The following is a 17,270-nucleotide window of genomic DNA, read 5'->3' on the forward strand; positions in this document are numbered from 1 at the left end:
CCGAACCCGGCAGAGTCGAGTGCAGCCGAGCCGCAGTCCCGTGTGGTCGCCGGGCGCTACCGGCTGCGATCCGTGCTCGGTTCGGGGTCGATGGGCACGGTGTGGTCGGCCTACGACGAGTTTCTCCACCGGCCGGTGGCCGTCAAGGAGATGAAGCTGCCGCCGGGCGTGCCGGCGTCGCAGGCGGACGAGCTGCGTGAGCGGACGCTGCGCGAGGCGCGCGCGATCGCCGTGCTGTCCCATCCGAACGTGATCATCCTTCACGACGTCGCGCGCGACAACAACGAGCCGTTCGTGGTCATGGAGCTGCTGCCCTCGCGCAGCCTCGCGCACATCCTGCGCGACCACGGGCCGTTGAGCGTGGAGCAGGCGGCCGCCGTCGGCATCGCCGTCGCCGCCGCGCTCGAAGCGGCGCACGACGCGGGCATCACGCACCGCGACGTGAAGCCGGGCAACGTGCTCGTGGCCGGCGACGGGCGGATCAAGCTCACCGACTTCGGCATCGCGCGCAACGTTTCCGAAGCCACGATGACACGCACCGGGATCATGCTCGGCTCGCCCGCCTACATCGCCCCGGAGGTCGCCTCGGGCGGCGCGGTCACGCCGGCGGCCGACCTGTGGGGGCTCGGCGCGACGCTGTTCGCCGCCGTCGAGGGCGCCCCGCCGTACGACGCGGACGGCGATCCACTGGAGACAGTCGGCAAGGTCGTGAACGGCTCGGTGCCCAAGCCGAAGCCGGGCCCGCTGGCCGACGTGATCGCCGCGTTGATGAAGAAGGAGCCGGAGAAGCGGATCTCGCTGCGCGAGGTGCGCCACCGGCTGTACCCCTTGCAGGGCAAGACGGCGCTGGACCTGTTCGGACCGGAGCTGTTCCGCACGCCGGACGGCAAGAAGACTTCGGCGCAGCTCGACGCGACCGACACGCAGGTGCTGGAGACGGTGGCGCCGACCGACAAGAAGTCGGAGGCCAGTGGCGCGCTGGCGGCGGACCCGGGCCCGTTGCCGTTCCTGCGGCCGGGCGCGGCGCCGGCTCCTGCTGTCGCTGTGCCGGTTGCTTCCGCTTCGCCGCGACGCAGTCCGCGAGCGTCGGCGTTGCTGGCCGTGGCGGCGGTGGTGCTGTTCCTCATCGCCGGTGTCGGCGGGTTCGCGCTGGCGCGGCTGATCAGCGGGCAGTCGCTGATCCCGCCCGCCGGCAGCGCGACCTCCGCCGGCGCGGGCGGCACGACGGCGCCGCCGCAGAACCTGAAGCTGGTGGAGCAGCACGGCAATGCGAGCGAAACGGCCAATGTCTCGCGCGACACCGCATACGTCGTCTCGGTGCCCGACGGCTGGCAGCGCTTCATCGCCGCGCGGACCGCGAGCATCGTCGGCTCGTCCACGGTCGTGCAGTACGTCTCGCCGGACGGGCATCAGTCGCTGCGCATCGAACGCTTCCCGAGTTTCTTCAAGAAGCACGATGTTTCCGACTACGAGGCGAGCCTGCGGTCCGGGGCCGACGACGGCGCGTTCATCGCCAAGGATGCCACGACGGCCGCCGGGACCGAGCTGATCTACCGCACCGCGGAGCGCGGTGGTTCCGGACCGGTCCGGGATTCCGGGCAGAGCGGCGCCGACTCCTCGATCACCCGCACGACTTTCGCCCTGCTGAAGACCTCGGGCGATGCGCTGTGGGCCGTCTCGCTCACCGTGCCGTCGGAGATCGAGCGCGACGGCGCCACCACCTGGGACAAGATCGAGCCGACGCTGTCGTTCCCGGGCGAGCAGTAGGAGTTCAGCCCAGGCCGTCCGGGTAGCGCCGGCCCGACTCGGCCGCCTGCGCGAGGCGACGCAGGCCCGCGAACAGCCGGTCGCCCAGAACCGTGCCGACCACGGCCGCCTCCACGATCCGGTCCAGCGACGGATGCGCGGCCAGCGTGTCGAGGTCGACCTCGGCGATGCGGTCGGCGAGCATGGCGTAGTCCTGGATGCGGTCGAGCAGCGCGGGGTGACCGAGCGCGCGGATCGTGCACAGCGTGGTGATCAGCCCGGGCGCCGCCGGGTGCTCGGGCGCGAACTTCCAGCCGTGGGCGGCGGTCAGCTTTTCCAGCAGGTCCAGCGCCCACGCGCGGGCCTCCTCGTCGACGTCGGTCGCCCCGCCGACGAGGGCGCGCTGAGTGACGCCGAGGACCTCGTTGGTGGGCTCGCCCGCGTCGATCGCCGCGAGTACGCCGCCGACCGTGGCCACGGACAGGCCGCCGACGTCGAGCAAGGCGCGGATGAGCTTGAGGCGCTGCACGTGCTCGTCGCCGTAGCGCGCCTGGTTGGGGCTGGTGCGCTCGCCTGGGTGGAGCAGGCCTTCGCGCAGGTAGTACTTGATCGTCGCGACCGGCATGCCGGACTCGGCGCTCAGCTCGGCCATCCGCACGGCCGCATCAACTCCCTTGATCTCGGGGGAAAACCCTGAGGGCTTCTCAGCTTGGATAGTCTAGCTTCCCATAATGGATACTATGACTATCCATCCTGGGAGGGACGCCATGACCTTGCTTCCGAGCCGAATGAACACCTGGCACCGACCGTCCACGCTCTTCGCGGCGGGGCTCGTCGTCACCGCGCTGGCCTGCGTCGTCGCGATGGTGGTGGACCAGCGCACGGTGCTCGGCGCGCCGGTGTGGGCGAAGCTGCTGAAGTTCGCCATTTCGGGTGCGCTGTACTTCTTCACGTGGGGCTGGCTGGTGTCGCTGCTGCCCCGTTTCCGCCGGACCGCACACGTCGCCACGAACGTGGTGATCGTGCTGTTCGCCGCCGAGTACGTGGTGATGGCCTTCCAGGCGGTGCGCGGCCGGCCGAGCCACTTCAACAACGCGACACCCCTGGACAACACGCTGTTCCAGCTCATGGGCGGCATGGTCGCCGCCATCTGGATCGCGACGCTCGTGCTCACCGTGCTCCTGATGTTCACGCGCCTCGAAGACCGCGCCACCCACTGGGCCGTCCGCACCGGCGCGGTCATCTCGCTCATCGGCATCGCTCTCGGCGCCCTCATGACGAGCCCCACGGCCGCCCAGCAGCAGGCGTTGAACACGACCGGCGTGTCGGCCCTCGTGGGCGCCCACAGCGTCGGCGTCCCCGACGGCGGCCCCGGCCTGCCCATCCTCGGCTGGAGCACCACCGGCGGCGACCTGCGCATCCCGCACTTCACGGGGATGCACGCCCTGCAGCTGCTGCCGCTCGTGGCGCTCGGACTAGAGCTGCTCGCGTCGCGGATGCCGCGCCTTCGCGACAGCGCGGTCCGCGTTCGCCTGGTGTGGGTCGCCACGCTCGGCTACGCGGGCCTCGTCGCCCTCGTGACCTGGCAGGCCCTGCGCGGCGAGTCGCTGATCCACCCGAGCGCCCCGACCCTTGCCGCCTTCGGCGCGCTGCTCGCCGCGGTCGCACTGGCCGGCTGCGCCTCGGCGTACCGCCCGACCCGCGAACTCGTGCGATGACCGCGCTCGCGCTCACCGTCACGGGACGTGGCACGCTGCCCCCGGTGGCCAGCGGCCCACGCGGCCACGCCGGCCGAGCCTCGGCGGGCCGGGCCGCCGCGCACCCATCCCACCGGGAGCTCCCGCGATGACCCCGCAGGTGTTCACTTTCGGCACTCGGGCCGCCAGCGACCAGGGTGACCGCCCGATCGCGCGGTTTCTGGTCGCAGCACCCGCAGCTCGCCGCTGCCGGGCTTGGCCACGCCACACGAACCGGCGCGAGGACCGTGTCCGCAGCCGGCAGGCCTTCCCGCGCGCCCGTCCGCAAATCCATCCAGGAGTTCGTGCGATGACCGCGCTCGGGGACCCCGTCGACAGTAGGGGCGTGCGACCGCTCGCCACCCCGCGGCGGCGCGCGGGCCGGGCCGCCGCCCACCCATCCCACCGGGAGCTCCCGCGATGACCCCGCAGGTGTTCACCTGGACCTCCCCCCTCGCCACACCCTTCTGGCTGCTGATGATCTTCGCCCCCACCTGGCGGCGGACGCGGCAGGTCATGGTGTCGCCGTGGGTGCCTCTGCTGCCGTTGGTGTGTTACTTCGCCAGCGCGATCCCGCACTTCGGGCAGTTGTGGCAGGCGGTGAGCCAGCCGGACCTTTCCCTGGTGCAAGCGTTTGCGGGGTCGCCGGCCGGGGCGGCGCTCGTCTGGGCGCAGCTGGTCGCGTTCGACTTGTCTCTCGGGCGGTGGATGTTCTTCGAGGCTCGCCGGCTCAAGATCCCGTGGTGGCAGGTCAGCCCGGTGCTGATGCTGACGATCTTCCTGTCCGGCGTTCGGGCTGGTGGTGTTCCTGGCGCTGCGCAGTGCCCGGATACGCTCGGCGACATGACCAACCACGAGGAAGCGGCCGCGGCCGCCATCGCCGAGCGGACCGGCGTCGAGAAGCACGACATCGCCGTGGTGCTGGGCTCGGGCTGGCGCCCGGCCGCGGACGTGATCGGGACGGCCGAGGCGGAGATCCCGTTCGGCGAGCTGCCCGGTTTCACCACTCCCGGCGCCGTGGGGCACGGCGGGACCGTCCGGTCGCTGAAGATCGGCGACAAGCGCGCGCTGGTGCTGCTGGGCCGCACGCACTTCTACGAGGGCAAGGGCATCGACCCGGTGGTGCACAACGTCCGCACCGCCGCGGCGGCCGGCGCGCGCACCGTGCTGCTCACCAATGCGGCCGGCGGCCTGCGCGAGGGCTTCAGCGTCGGGCAGCCGGTGCTGATCTCCGACCACCTCAACCTCACGGCCCGCTCGCCGATCGTCGGCGCGAATTTCGTGGACCTCACCGACCTCTATTCCGCCCGCCTGCGCAGCCTCGCGAAGGAGATCGACGGTTCGCTGGAGGAAGGCGTCTACGCCGGCCTCACCGGCCCTCACTTCGAGACGCCCGCCGAGATCCGCATGCTGCGCACGATGGGCGCGGACCTCGTCGGCATGTCGACGGTCCTGGAGGCCATCGCGGCCCGCGCCGCCGGGGTCGAGGTGTTCGGGCTGTCGCTCGTCACCAACCTCGCCGCCGGCATGACGGGTGAGCCGCTCAACCACGAAGAGGTCCTCGAAGCCGGCCGTCAGGCGGCCACGAGGATGGGTTCGCTGCTCAAGGACCTCATCGCCCGCGTGTGACACAAGGGCGGCGCCTCGAGGAAATCGAGGCGCCCTTCACGTCAGACGTAGTCGGGCAGCTGCGCGGCAACCTCGTCCGGCGACGGCATCGCCGCCACCTCCGCCGCCAGCGCCCGCACGGCGTCGGCCACGGCCGAGTCCGTCAACAGCCGCTGGGCCTTCTCGCGCACGGCCTCGGTCGTCACCGCGTCGCCCACAAGCTGGTCACCCACACCCGCCGCGGCCACCGCCTCGGCGTTGCTGAACTGGTCCGCGCCCTGCGGCAGCACGAGCTGAGGCACCCCCGCGGTGAACGCGCCGAGCGTCGTACCGCTGCCGCCGTGGTGCACCACGAGGTCCACGTGCGGCAGCAGCTCCGACTGTGGCACCCACGCCTCCAGCCGGACGTTCGCCGGCACCTCGCCGAGCGAGGCCACGTCGACCGACGGTCCGGTCGCCACGAGCACATCGGCGTCCAGCGCCGCGAGCGCGGAGATCGCCGAGGTGAGGAGGTGGGCCTGGCTCATCGGCGTGGTCCCCAGCGTGAGGTAGACCAGCGGACGGCTCCGGCCCGCGACCCCCGCCGGCAGGTCGCCCGGCTCGCTCCAGCCGACCGGCCGCAGCGGCAGCCGCCGCGCGCCCGCGAGGAACTCCGGCGACTGCACCGACGGCGGGCAGATGTCCACGAACGGGTTGCCCCAGGAGAACCGCTCCTCGCCGGTGATCCCCAGCTCGATGGCGTGTTCCTCGACCGCCTTGCGGATCCCGTCCGCGATCCCGCCCGTCGCGACCCGGCCGAAGCCATGGCCCATCGCCGGGATCCCGGCCTTCATCGCCGCGAACGCGCCGCCGGGGTTGCCGATCTCGTAGACCACCAGGTCGGGCAGCTGCTTCGCGAACACCGCGTCGAGGTCCGCGATGAAACGATCGGGCAGCACCCGGCTGAACACCCGGGCGATGGTCGCCTCGAGCTCGGCGGGCGACACCTCGTTGCGCTTGCGCAAGTCGCCGTCGTACTGCGCCATGAAGGCGTCTTGGATCGTGAGCCCGACGTCGACGGGCTCCAGCCCGGCCTTCTCCACCGTCGGGTGGAAGTCGGCTGCCGTCGCGAACACGACGTCGTGCCCGGCACTCCTGGCGGCGACGGCGAGCGGGAGCAGCGGGTAAAGGTGGCCATAGGACGCGAGGGAGGTGAAGATCAATCGCACTTTCCCGAGGGTAACGGCTTTTCCCGCGACCGCGAGGCGGTTTCCGACAGGACCTCGACAGTTCTTCGTTGCTCGGCAACGGATCCTTGGGGCGAAAAGAAGAATTCGGTCACCCCCGCGTCGCGCAGCCGGCCGAGCTGCGACGCGACCGCGTCCTCGTCGCCCACCACCGCGACGTCGCCGGCGCCGGTCACGCCCTCGCGGTCGAACACCGCCCGGTACTCCGGTGACTGCGCGGCCAACGCGAAATCCGCCGAAATCCGTGCCCGCACACCGTTTTCGTCGGCGGTGACGCACACCGGCAGCCCGGCGACCACCCGCGGCGATCGCGTCGACGCCGTCGTGATCGACGGAACGACGTGCTCCCCCAACGTCCTCGGCCCGGCCAGCCACGTCACGGTGCCGTCGGCCAGCTCGCCCGCCACGCGCAGCATCGCCGGTCCCATCGCGGCCACGAGCACCGAAGGCGGCCGGGCCCCCGGTACGGCCACAGATCCGAAAGCCGTGAGCGTCTCGCCGGAAAACGCGACACTTTCCCCACGCAGCAACGGAATCAGCACCTCCAGGTACTCCCGCAGCCGCCGCGCCGGGCGGTCGACCGGCAGCCCGAACATCGGCCCGACCATCGCCGCGATCCCCGCGCCGATGCCGAGTGTCAGCCGATTGCCCGTCGCCGCCTGCACGCTCAGCGCCTGCCCGGCCAGCACCAGCGAATGCCGTTGCGGCACCGGCACCACGGCCGTCCCGAGCGCGATCCCCGAAACCGATCCGAGCGCGCCCAGCGCCACCATCGCGTCCCAGCCCAGCGCCTGGCTCACCCAAGCCGTCGAGAACCCGGCGGCCGCCGCGGCCCGCGCCTGCCCGACCAGTTCCGCAGCACTGGCCGGACCCCGCAGGTCCCCGATCGCGATCCCGATTTTCACCTGATCCTCCTAAGTGGGGTATCACCCCGTTTCAAGAGCGGTACGATACGGAGGCCCACCCCACTTCTGCAAGCAGGAGTCTTCAGCCCATGCGCGCCGATGCCCGCCGCAACTACGAACGGCTGCTCGCGACCGCCGTCGAGGTCGTCGCGGAGCAGGGCGCCGACGCCTCCCTCGAAGAGATCGCTCGACGCGCCGGCGTCGGCTCCGCGACGCTGCACCGCCACTTCCCCGGCCGTGCCGCGCTGCTGGAAGCCGTGTTCCGTGAACGCGTCGAAGACCTCTGCGCCCTCGGCACGGAGCTGGCCGCCGCCCCGAGTCCCGGCGACGCGCTGGTCGCGTGGCTCCGCGCAGTGATCGCCCACGCCTCCGCTGCCCGCGGGCTCGGCGCGGCCTTGCTGCTCGGCGCCAAAGAAGGCCGCGAGTACCACGCGAAAGTCCTCGACGCCGGCCACCGCCTCCTGACCCGCGCGCAGCAGACCGGCGAGGCGAACGAGGCCGCACGAATCGACGACCTGCTCCCGCTCGTCAACGCGATCTCGCTCGCCACCGAGGACGACGCGGACCGCGCCGACGCCCTGCTCACCCTCGTCGTGGCCGGGGTCCGGCGCACGAAAGCCGTAGGCTGACCCGGTGCAGAACACGATTACCCCCGAGCTGCGCGACGCCGCCCACCGGTGGATCGCCGAAGACCCCGACCCGTCGACGCGCGAGGAGCTGCGCCAAGTGCTCGACCGCGCCCTCGCGGGCGACGCCACCGCGGCCGGCGAGGTCGCCGACCGGATGGCGGGACCGCTCGAGTTCGGTACCGCGGGGCTGCGCGGTCCGGTGCGGGCGGGGCCGAACGGGATGAACGTCGCCGTCGTCACGCGGACTACCGCGGGCGTGGCGCAGTGGCTCACCGAAAAGGGTCTCGCGGGCGGCGTGGTCGTGGTCGGGCGCGACGCGCGGCACGGGTCGGAAGCGTTCGCGCAGGCGGCCACCGAGGTGCTCACCGCGGCGGGCTTCGCCGTGAAGACGATGCCGCTGCCGCTGCCGACGCCCCTGCTCGCGTACTCGGTGAAGCACTACGACGCGATCGCCGGAATCCAGATCACCGCGTCGCACAACCCGCCCGCGGACAACGGGTACAAGCTTTACGACAGCACCGGCGGCCAGATCGTGCCGCCGTCCGACGGCGAGATCGAGCACGCCATCCGGGCCGCGCCCGCCGCGGTCGATGTGCCGCGCGCGCCCGGCGTGGAGGTCGTCGACCCGCGAGCCGCGTACCTCGCCGACGTCGCGAACCTGCCCCAAAGCCCGGAGCGCGAGCTGCGGATCGCCGCCACCGCCCTGCACGGGGTCGGCGCGGCGACGCTGGAAGCGGCGCTCACCCAGGCCGGGTTCACCGACGTGCACTTCGTCGCCGAGCAGTCGCGGCCCGACGCCGACTTCCCCACCGTCTCGTTCCCCAACCCCGAGGAACCCGGCGCCACCGACCTGCTGCTGGCGCTCGCGTCCGAAGTGGACGCCGACCTCGCCGTGGCGCTCGACCCGGACGCCGACCGCTGCGCCCTCGGCGTGCGCGGCCGCGACGGCGAGTGGCGCATGCTGCGCGGCGACGAGACGGGTGTGCTGCTCGGCTCACACCTGCTGTCCACAACGGACAGTCCCGACCCGCTCGTGGCCACCACCATCGTGTCGTCCTCGCTGCTCGGCGAGCTGGCGAAGGCCGAAGGCGCGCGTTACGCCGAGACGCTCACGGGCTTCAAGTGGCTGGTGCGCGCGGGCGAGGGCCTGATCTTCGCCTACGAGGAGGCGCTCGGCCTCTGCGTGAACCCGGGTTTCGTGCGGGACAAGGACGGCATCGCCGCGTCCGTGTTCGCCGCCGGGTTCGCCGCGGCACTGAAGGCCGCGGGCCGCGGGCCCCTGGATGTGCTCGACGACATCGCCACTCGCCACGGCGTGCACCTGACAGACCAGGTTTCCTTGCGCGTCACCGATCTCGCCGTGCGCGGCCGGCTGATGGCGGGCCTGCGCGCCGAGCCGCCAGTGACACTCGGCGGCACACCTGTGACGCAGGAAGACCTCCTGCCCGACGCCGACGTGCTGCGGCTGCGCGGCGACGGCCTGCGTGTGGTGATCCGCCCGTCAGGCACCGAGCCCAAGCTGAAGGCCTACCTGCAGGTGGTCACGCCGGTGATCGGTGACCTCGCGGTGGCGCGCGAAACCGCGTCCGCGCGGCTCAGCGCGGTGCGGGCGGACATAAGCACACTGCTGAGCTGAGCGGGACCGGGATCCCGGGTTCGACGTCGCGGCCGAGCAGGCTCGGTCCGAGCAGGCCGACGACGTCGACCAGCAGCAGCACCACGAACGCCGCGATGAACTCCCGCCGCCGCAAGACGATGGCGACGAGCAAACCGACCACCGCGGGCACCATCCACGGCCACAGCCGGTCGACCTCTCTGGTCCAGTCGCGGGGCGCGAAGATCGCGTCGGCGAACGCGGCGAAGACCAGCGAGAGCGCGCTGACGAGCCCGGCCACGCCGAGCAGTACGAGTGCGGCCACCGCAAGGCGGGGCCGCAGGCTCTCCCCCATCACCGGACCCAGCCTGCCCGCGCGTGAGCACGGGCACAAGTGGCAGGCTGCGCTCATGGCCACGCTGTTGTTCGTGCACCACACCCCTTCGCCGTCGATGCAGGCGATGTTCGAAGCCGTGCTCGCCGGCGCGAAGCACCCGGACATCGAAGGCGTCGACGTCGTCCGCCGCCCGGCGCTCGGCGCGACCGCCGCCGACGTGCTGGCCGCCGACGGTTACCTGCTCGGCACCCCCGCGAACCTCGGCAGCATGAGCGGTGCCCTGAAACACTTCTTCGACACCGTCTACTACCCGTGCCTCGACTCGACGCGCGGCCGTCCGTTCGGCGCATACGTGCACGGCAACAACGACACGGCCGGCACCGCGCGCCAGCTCGCGTCGATCACCACGGGGCTGGGTTGGACGCAGGTCGCGGGCCCGGTGCTGCTCACGGGGGAACCCGACAAGGCGGCGCTGGAAGCGTTGCAGGAGCTGGGCGCGACGGTGGCCGCAACACTCATGGCCTGACCGGCCGGAAAATAAAGGGGCCTGTCACCGGAAGCCCTGGGGGTCGACCTCCGGCAACAGGCCAGATCAAGGGTTCGCTGCGAGGCGATCAACCTTGACCAAGCAAGCGTACTACAAATGGCTGATCACGGCGAGCCAGGCGCAGGACAAGATCCCGCTCCGGGTTCCGAACACCCCCAGAGTGCGGACACGTCCGGAGCGGGACGCGGCCACTGTAAACCACTGCATACAGGTGGTGTCAACAGGTGCGTACGGTGGATACGGCGCTACTATCCGGACAAGGGAGAAGGGAGCGGTGATGCCACGGCAACGCACCTTCGCGGAGAAGCTGAGCACGCTCATCGACTCGTCCCGGGCGGACGGCCGCGCACCGCACAGCTACCGGGAGATGTCGGCGGCGATCGAGCGCTCGGGCGGGCCCGCGATGTCGCCGGCGTACCTGCAGCAGCTGGCCACCGGCAAGCGGATCAACCCGAAGATCCACTACGTCGAGGCGCTGGCGAAGCTGTTCGGGGTGCCGGTCACCTACTTCTTCGACGACGAGGACGAGCGCGCCTCCGGTGACGCGCCGGCCGTCGAGGCCAAGCTGATGGCCATGCGCGCGCAGGAGCTCTCGCCGCAGGGCCGGCGTCAGGTGATGGACCTGCTCGACCTCGTCGAGCGCTACGAGCGCGCCGAACGGGAAGGCCACAGCGGACCGTGAAGGAACGCGAACTCCGCAAACGCTGCCGGCGGCTGCTGAAGGACCTCGACATCAGCCCGCCGCTCGACGTCGGGCAGCTCTGCGAACGCCTCGGCGAGCGCCGCGGCCGCCCGATCCGGCTCATGGCGTACCCGCTCGAGGTGCCCGGGCCGTTCGGCTGCTGGATCGCGACCGCCACCGCCGACTACATCTTCTTCCAGCAGGAAACCACAAAAGCCCACCAGGACCACATCATCCTGCACGAGCTCGGCCACCTGCTCGCCGACCACGAGCCGGGCGGCGACGCGGAGCCGGCCGACTTCCTGCGGGGCCCGGCCGTGGAAAGCCTCGACGGGGACGCCGTGCGCCGCGCGTTGCGCCGCACCTCCTACGACGAGGCCCACGAGTGGGAGGCCGAGACCGTGGCCACGATCATCCTCGAGTGGGCTTCGGTGCTGAACTACACGATCCCGCGCGCCGCGGCCGACCACGGCCTGCGGCGCATCCAAGGCACGTTAGGCGACCACCAGGGCTGGCTGTGACCGCTGCGTTTTTCGTCCTCTTCACCGCTGCGCTCGCTTGGCGCGTCTACCAGCTGGTGCGCTCGCCGCGGCTGCCGAACTGGGCCGTCACGGTCACCATCGCCGCGTTCGCCCTGGCGTTCCTCGCGCAGCAACGCGGGGTCACCACGTGGTTCGACGGCCTGACCGCGCCCGGTGGCGCGCGGCTGGCGAACAACGGGCTGCTCTCGTGCGGGGTCTGCTCGCTGCTGATCTTCTTCCTCGGCTCCGCACTCGGCCCGCGTCAGGCCCGCCGCGTCGCGCTGGAGCTCGTGCCGCTGGCCGCCGCGATCGCCGTGCTGACCGTGGCACTGGCGATCACGCCGGTGCCGCTGCGGGGCGCAGCGCTCGGGCCGGACACCGTGCACGAGCCGGGGATCGCGTTGTTCTACTTCGCTGGTGGCGCGTACCTGGTCTACGCGATCACCGCGTGCGCGGTGTGGATCGTGCGCTACCAGCGCGTGGCCGACCCGCACCTGCGCACGGGCCTGCGCATCGGTGCGGCCAGCCTCGTCGCGGCGGCCGCCGGCAGCGTGTTCCGGGCGCTGTACCTGGTGGTGGCGTGGGTGTTCGACGTGACCGTGCCGGCGTTGCTGTGGCTCGGGGTGCCGCTGGTGATCCTCGGCAGCGTGCTGTTCCTCGCGGGCATCACCTACCCCGGTGTGCGGGCTCGGTTGGCGGCCGTGGTCCGGCGGCGCCGGCACCGGGCCGACCACCACCGCCTCGCTCCACTGTGGACGATGCTCGTGGCCGCGTACCCGAGCATCGTGCTGCGCACACCGCCGGGCAACGGCCTGCGTGACCGGTTCGCCGTGCACCGCCGCTACTACCGGCGCGTGATCGAGATCCGCGACGGGCTGGTGCAGCTGAGCCCGTACCTGGAGGCGGACCTGGCCTCGCTCGCGGCCGACGATCCGTCCGCCGCGGCCGCGGCACTGCGGGCCGCGCTGGCCCGGCAGGCCTCGGGTGAGGTGAGCGACGGGCGGGCCAAGCTCGTGCTGCCCGGCGGCGGCGCGGACCTGGAATCGGACGTGCGGCCGCTGCTGTCGCTGTCGGCAACGCTTGCGGGAAAGGAAAACTGAACGTGGACACCCTGATCACGGCGGCCCGGGTGCTGCCCCGGCCCTCGACCCCGATCGACGGCGGCGCCGTACTGGTGCGCGACGGCGAGATCGTCGCGGTCGGCCGGCCCGACGAGGTGGCCGCGGCGGCCGTGAACCCCGTGGTGCGCGATTTCCCGGACGCGACGGTGCTGGCGGGGCTGGTCAACTCCCACGTGCACCTGTGCTTCGACGCCACGCGCGAGATGCTGCCGAACTTCCTCGCCAGCGACGACGCCGATATCTCAGCCGGCGCCGCGGAACGGCTCGGCCAACTGCTGCGCACCGGCGTCACGACCGTGCGCGACCTCGGCGGCCGCACCGTGGTGAAGCCGGCCGGCGGACCGCGGGTGCTCGCGGCCGGGCCGCCGCTGACCGTCCCGGATGGACACTGCCACTTCTTCGGCGGCGTGGTCACCTCCGACGCCGAGATCCGCGCGCGGATCGACGCCAACGCGGCCGCGGGCGCCGACGTGATCAAGGTGATGGCCGGCGGCGGCCAGATCACGCCCGGTGGCGCGGAGATGTGGGAGTCGCAGTTCGACACGCGGCAGCTGAGCGTGGTCGTCTCCCAGGCCGCGCGGCGCGGGCTGCCGGTCGCCGCGCACGCCCACGGGGCCGACGCGATCGCCGACTGTGCCGAGGCCGGTGTGTCGACGATCGAGCACTGCACGTTCATGACCGGTCCGCAGCAGACTGACCTGCGCCCGGAGGTCGCGCGCCGCATGGCCAAGGGCGGCGTCTCGGCGTGTTCCACGAGCAGCCGCAACTGGCGGATGATGGTCGAGCGCATGGGCGAGGACCTCGCGCGCCGTGTCTACGGGCGGCTGCCGTGGCTGGAGGAACACGGCGTGCGCCTGCTCTCGGGCACCGACGCCGGCCTGCCCGGCTCGACGTTCGACGACCCCGTGGGCGCGCTGGAGCTCTACGAATGGCTCGGCTTCTCCCGGCGGCGGATCCTCGAGATCGCCACCGAGGACAGCGCGGCGGGCCTCGGCCTGGCCTCGGTCACGGGCCGGTTGGAGCCCGGGCTGGCGGCGGACCTGCTGGTGGTCGACGGTGATCCGCTGGCCGAGCTGTCGGCGCTGGGCAAGCCGCTGCTGGTGATGGCACAGGGCGTCGCCGCTTCCTGAGGTACTGAACTACTCACTTACTGAAGTACTGAGTTCCTGACCAGGGTCGATCTTGACTCTGATCACGCCCGCTTTCGATACGCCAGCGTATTGAGTACACTAACGTATCGAACGAGGGAGACCGGATGACCGAACCGAAGACGGAGCGTGTGCCCCGCCGCCGCGCCGAGACCCGGCGGCGCCTGCTCGACGCCGCGCTCCCGGTGTTCGCCGAAGAAGGCTTCGGCCGGTCCACTGTGGAACAGATCTGCGAGCGCGCCGGCTACACCCGCGGGGCGTTCTACTCGAACTTCGCCTCGCTCGACGAGCTGTTCCTCGCCATGTGGGAACGGCGCTCGGCAGCGATGACCGAAGCGGTACGCGCGACGTTCGACGAGCTCACGGCGACGGACCTGCCCGATGTGCGGGCGATCGTGAAGCACGTGCTGCCCGCGATTCCCGTGGACGACGCGTGGTTCCGCGTGAGCGCCGAGTTCACCGCCCACGCCCTGCGCAACCCGAGCCTGCTGCGCGTGATGACCGCGCGCGAGGACGCGATCGCCGAGGCGCTCATGCCGCTGATGGTCGACCTGCTCGCGCGCGCCGGCCGGTCGATCCCCGACCCCGTGGCGCTGGGACAGGCCCTCGTCGCCCTGCACGACGGCACGAGCGCGCAGTGCCTCGTCGACCCCGCCAACCCGCTCGTGCGCCAACGGCGCGAAGACCTGTTCGTTCGGGTCATCACGGCTTACACCAAGGAGAATCACGATGACTGACTTCGAAGCGGACGCGATCGTGGTCGGCGCCGGCCTGGCCGGGCTCGTCGCGACCCACGAGCTGGTGAAGGCCGGGCGCCGCGTGCTCGTGCTGGACCAGGAGAACCGCGCGAACCTCGGCGGGCAGGCGTTCTGGTCGCTGGGCGGGCTGCTGTTCGTGAACAGCCCCGAGCAGCGCCGGCTGGGAATCAAGGACTCCTACGAGCTGGCGTTGCGCGACTGGCTCGATTCCGCCGGCTTCGACCGCGAAGACGAGGACCTGTGGGCGCGCAAGTGGGCCGAGGCGTACGTCCGCTTCGCCACGTACGAGAAGCGCGACTACCTCCACGAGCTGGGCTTGCGCGTCACGCCGCTGGTCGGCTGGGCCGAGCGCGGTGGTGGCAAGGCCGGCGGGCACGGCAACTCCGTGCCGCGGTTCCACCTGACGTGGGGCACCGGGCCCGAAGTGGTGCGGGTGTTCGCCGAGCCGGTGCTGGCGGCGGAGCAGCGCGGCCAGGTGCGTTTCGCGTTCCGGCATCAGGTCGACGAGCTGGTGGAGACCGACGGCGTGGTCACGGGTGTGCGCGGGACCGTGCTGGAGCCGAGCGACCTGCCGCGGGGCAAGAAGTCTTCGCGCGTCGCGGCCGGTGAGTTCGAGCTGTCGGCGTCGGCCGTGCTGGTGAGCTCCGGCGGCATCGGCCACAACCACGAGCTGGTGCGGCAGAACTGGCCCGTCGACCGGCTGGGCCCGGCGCCGCAGACGATGATCCCCGGCGTTCCGGCCCATGTGGACGGTCGCATGATCGGCATCAGCGAGGCCGCGGGCGCGCGCGTGGTGAACCGCGACCGGATGTGGCACTACGTGGAGGGCATCCACAACTGGGACCCGATCTGGCCCGACCACGCGATCCGGATCATCCCCGGGCCGTCGTCGATGTGGTTCGACGCCAACGGGCAACGTCTGCCCGCGCCGAACTTCCCGGGGTTCGACACGCTGCAGACGCTGAAGGCCGTGCTGTCGACCGGGTACGACTACTCGTGGTTCGTGCTCACTCAGTCGATCCTCGAAAAGGAGTTCATGCTCTCGGGCTCCGAGCAGAACCCGGACATCACGGGGAAGGACCTGAAGCAGACGTTGCTCAGCCGCGCCGCGAAGGGCGCGCCGGGGCCGGTGGACGCGTTCAAGCGCCACGGCGTCGACTTCGTGGTGGCCGACGACCTGGCGACGCTCGTCGACGGGATGAACAAGATCGCGCGCGGGCCGGCGCTGGACGTTTCGACGCTGGAACGCCAGATCGTGGCTCGGGACCTGGAGGTCGGCAACCGGTACTCAAAGGACCTGCAGCTGATGGCGGTGGCCAACGCGCGCAAGTTCGTCGGCGACCGCGTGGCGCGCGTGGCGAAGCCGCACCGCATCCTCGACCCCGCGCACGGGCCGTTGATCGCCGTGCGGCTGAACATTCTCACCCGCAAGACCTTGGGCGGGGTGCAGACCGACCTGGATTCGCGCGTGCTGCGGGCCGACGGCGCGCCGCTGCCCGGCCTGTACGCGGCGGGCGAGGTCGCGGGCTTCGGCGGCGGTGGCGTGCACGGCTACAACGCGCTGGAGGGCACCTTCCTCGGCGGCTGCATCTTCTCCGGCCGCGCTGCCGGGCGAGCCATGGCCCGGGCGGTGGAGTGACGCGCCGCCCGACCGGCACGGTGCTGGACGTCGACGGGGTCGCCCTGCACGTGCGCGAGGACGGCCCCACCGACGCACCGGTGGTGTTGCTGGTGCACGGCTTCAGCGGCTCGCTGCACTCCTACGACCGCCTGGCGCCCCTGCTGGCCGACCGCTTCCGCGTGCTGCGCCCCGACCTGCGCGGCCACGGCTGCACGGGCGGCCACACCGGCCTCGACGCGGTTTCCCAGGCCACGACCCTGGCCGGGGCGCTGAAGCTGGTGGGCGCCGACCACGTGACCGCCGTCGGCCACTCCTTCGGCGCCGACGTGGTCCTGGCGCTGGCTTCGCTTTCGGGGGCCGTGACCCGGACCGTCCTCATCGGACAGGCGCCGGACTACACCCACGCCACTTTCCCGCCGGGCAACGGCTTGCTCGCGCGGCCGTTCGTCAGCCGGCTGCTGCAGCGCACCGTTTCGCTGGCCCCTCTCGGCTTTGTGTTGCGCCCCACCCCGCTGCGCCAGGCCCACGCCGACTTCTCCGCCACCAGCCCGGCCATGGCCCACGCCGTCCTCACCGAACGGCGCCACGTCCTGGCCACCAACCCGCTCGACGCGCAGGTCGCCGCCCTCGGCCTGCCCACCCTCGCGATCCTCGGCCGCCGCGACAGCCTGTACGACCACGCCGCGAGCGCCACCCGCTACCGCGCGGCCGGCGCCGGCGTCCACTTCCTCGACGCTGGCCACACCCCGTTCGTCGAACGGCCCGCGGAAGTGGCCTCCTTGGTCGCCTCCTTCTCCCTCGATGCCTGACCCGGCCCCGCCGGGCTTTCGCCTGTCGGGGCTGTTTCGGTTTGGGTGGACGACAGCGTGGCCGAACGTGCTCCCGCGAAGAGGTTGGGCTCCAGGTCGTCGAGAAAGATCACTTCCTGGGTCTGACCGGCGCTCACCGTTGTGTCGGCCCCGCCGGGCCGGTGACCAAGCCGGATTCGTACGCGAGGATGACCAGCTGGGCGCGGTCGCGGGCACGCTGGGATGAAGCGGACCGAAAACAGCCCCGCCTGCGTCGAGCCGGCGGGGCTGTTTTCGATGATC

Annotated in this window: 17 protein-coding genes and 1 pseudogene; 14 read left to right on the top strand and 4 right to left on the bottom strand. The window is 71.8% G+C overall.

Annotated features, from left to right (window positions below):
* Nucleotides 1-42: 42 nt before the first annotated feature.
* Nucleotides 43-1,767 carry a serine/threonine-protein kinase gene (locus tag QRX50_RS02955; RefSeq protein ID WP_434533318.1) on the top strand — a complete coding sequence of 575 codons (1,725 nt, stop codon included), beginning with the start codon at nucleotides 43-45 and terminating at the stop codon, nucleotides 1,765-1,767.
* 4 nt (nucleotides 1,768-1,771) lie between these two features.
* On the opposite strand, the gene QRX50_RS02960 is transcribed toward QRX50_RS02955, so the two are convergent.
* Nucleotides 1,772-2,398, bottom strand: coding sequence for a MerR family transcriptional regulator (locus QRX50_RS02960; RefSeq protein ID WP_285974342.1), 627 nt, complete (start codon nucleotides 2,396-2,398; stop codon nucleotides 1,772-1,774).
* A gap of 115 nt (nucleotides 2,399-2,513) precedes the next feature.
* Between QRX50_RS02960 and QRX50_RS02965 the strand changes: the two genes are divergently transcribed.
* The 3 genes and pseudogenes from QRX50_RS02965 to QRX50_RS02975 all read left to right on the top strand — a co-directional run bounded on the left by QRX50_RS02965 (nucleotide 2,514) and on the right by QRX50_RS02975 (nucleotide 5,111).
* The gene (locus tag QRX50_RS02965; RefSeq protein ID WP_285970457.1) at nucleotides 2,514-3,464 is read left to right on the top strand and encodes a hypothetical protein; all 951 of its coding nucleotides are present in this window, start codon (nucleotides 2,514-2,516) and stop codon (nucleotides 3,462-3,464) included.
* 495 nt (nucleotides 3,465-3,959) lie between these two features.
* A pseudogene (locus QRX50_RS02970) lies at nucleotides 3,960-4,208 on the top strand (abscisic acid-deficient protein Aba4 family protein); the annotation flags it as partial.
* Nucleotides 4,209-4,325: 117 nt separating this feature from the next.
* Complete coding sequence (locus QRX50_RS02975; protein WP_285974343.1) at nucleotides 4,326-5,111, top strand: purine-nucleoside phosphorylase; 786 nt, start codon at nucleotides 4,326-4,328, stop codon at nucleotides 5,109-5,111.
* A 41-nt stretch (nucleotides 5,112-5,152) separates the two neighbouring features.
* On the opposite strand, the gene QRX50_RS02980 is transcribed toward QRX50_RS02975, so the two are convergent.
* Both QRX50_RS02980 and QRX50_RS02985 read right to left on the bottom strand, forming a co-directional pair.
* Nucleotides 5,153-6,298 (bottom strand): glycosyltransferase, encoded by a 1,146-nt coding sequence (locus tag QRX50_RS02980; RefSeq protein WP_285970458.1) that lies wholly within the window; start codon nucleotides 6,296-6,298, stop codon nucleotides 5,153-5,155.
* The gene (locus QRX50_RS02985) at nucleotides 6,289-7,221 is read right to left on the bottom strand and encodes a TIGR03564 family F420-dependent LLM class oxidoreductase (RefSeq protein ID WP_285970459.1); all 933 of its coding nucleotides are present in this window, start codon (nucleotides 7,219-7,221) and stop codon (nucleotides 6,289-6,291) included. Before QRX50_RS02985 ends, QRX50_RS02980 begins: the two co-directional genes overlap by 10 nt.
* 89 nt (nucleotides 7,222-7,310) lie before the next feature.
* On the opposite strand from QRX50_RS02985, the gene QRX50_RS02990 reads away from it, so the two are divergent.
* Complete coding sequence (locus QRX50_RS02990; RefSeq protein ID WP_285970460.1) at nucleotides 7,311-7,850, top strand: TetR/AcrR family transcriptional regulator; 540 nt, start codon at nucleotides 7,311-7,313, stop codon at nucleotides 7,848-7,850.
* A gap of 4 nt (nucleotides 7,851-7,854) precedes the next feature.
* On the top strand, nucleotides 7,855-9,486 hold the full coding sequence (locus QRX50_RS02995; protein WP_285970461.1) for a phospho-sugar mutase: 1,632 nt from the start codon (nucleotides 7,855-7,857) through the stop codon (nucleotides 9,484-9,486).
* Here the strand turns inward: QRX50_RS02995 and QRX50_RS03000 are convergent.
* Entirely contained in the window at nucleotides 9,446-9,802 is a 357-nt protein-coding gene (locus QRX50_RS03000) for a hypothetical protein (RefSeq protein WP_285970462.1), read from the bottom strand. The genes QRX50_RS02995 and QRX50_RS03000 overlap by 41 nt on opposite strands.
* A gap of 52 nt (nucleotides 9,803-9,854) precedes the next feature.
* Between QRX50_RS03000 and QRX50_RS03005 the strand changes: the two genes are divergently transcribed.
* The 8 genes from QRX50_RS03005 (at nucleotide 9,855) to QRX50_RS03040 (ending at nucleotide 16,988) form a co-directional block, all read left to right on the top strand.
* Nucleotides 9,855-10,307: a flavodoxin family protein gene (locus QRX50_RS03005; RefSeq protein ID WP_285970463.1), complete on the top strand. Its 453-nt coding sequence runs from the start codon at nucleotides 9,855-9,857 to the stop codon at nucleotides 10,305-10,307.
* Between the two features lie 298 nt (nucleotides 10,308-10,605).
* Nucleotides 10,606-11,010: a helix-turn-helix domain-containing protein gene (locus QRX50_RS03010; protein ID WP_285970464.1), complete on the top strand. Its 405-nt coding sequence runs from the start codon at nucleotides 10,606-10,608 to the stop codon at nucleotides 11,008-11,010.
* On the top strand, nucleotides 11,007-11,531 hold the full coding sequence (locus QRX50_RS03015; protein ID WP_285970465.1) for a hypothetical protein: 525 nt from the start codon (nucleotides 11,007-11,009) through the stop codon (nucleotides 11,529-11,531). Before QRX50_RS03010 ends, QRX50_RS03015 begins: the two co-directional genes overlap by 4 nt.
* Nucleotides 11,528-12,631 (top strand): MAB_1171c family putative transporter, encoded by a 1,104-nt coding sequence (locus QRX50_RS03020; protein WP_285970466.1) that lies wholly within the window; start codon nucleotides 11,528-11,530, stop codon nucleotides 12,629-12,631. The genes QRX50_RS03015 and QRX50_RS03020 overlap by 4 nt, the downstream gene beginning before the upstream one ends.
* A gap of 2 nt (nucleotides 12,632-12,633) precedes the next feature.
* Complete coding sequence (locus QRX50_RS03025; RefSeq protein WP_285970467.1) at nucleotides 12,634-13,782, top strand: amidohydrolase family protein; 1,149 nt, start codon at nucleotides 12,634-12,636, stop codon at nucleotides 13,780-13,782.
* Between the two features lie 125 nt (nucleotides 13,783-13,907).
* Nucleotides 13,908-14,537 carry a TetR/AcrR family transcriptional regulator gene (locus QRX50_RS03030; RefSeq protein WP_285970468.1) on the top strand — a complete coding sequence of 210 codons (630 nt, stop codon included), beginning with the start codon at nucleotides 13,908-13,910 and terminating at the stop codon, nucleotides 14,535-14,537.
* Nucleotides 14,530-16,197: an FAD-binding dehydrogenase gene (locus tag QRX50_RS03035; RefSeq protein ID WP_285970469.1), complete on the top strand. Its 1,668-nt coding sequence runs from the start codon at nucleotides 14,530-14,532 to the stop codon at nucleotides 16,195-16,197. Before QRX50_RS03030 ends, QRX50_RS03035 begins: the two co-directional genes overlap by 8 nt.
* Nucleotides 16,194-16,988, top strand: coding sequence for an alpha/beta fold hydrolase (locus tag QRX50_RS03040; protein ID WP_285970470.1), 795 nt, complete (start codon nucleotides 16,194-16,196; stop codon nucleotides 16,986-16,988). The genes QRX50_RS03035 and QRX50_RS03040 overlap by 4 nt, the downstream gene beginning before the upstream one ends.
* Nucleotides 16,989-17,270 lie beyond the last annotated feature (282 nt).

This window comes from Amycolatopsis sp. 2-15 (assembly GCF_030285625.1).
GTDB classification, from domain to species: Bacteria; Actinomycetota; Actinomycetes; order Mycobacteriales; family Pseudonocardiaceae; genus Amycolatopsis; species Amycolatopsis carbonis.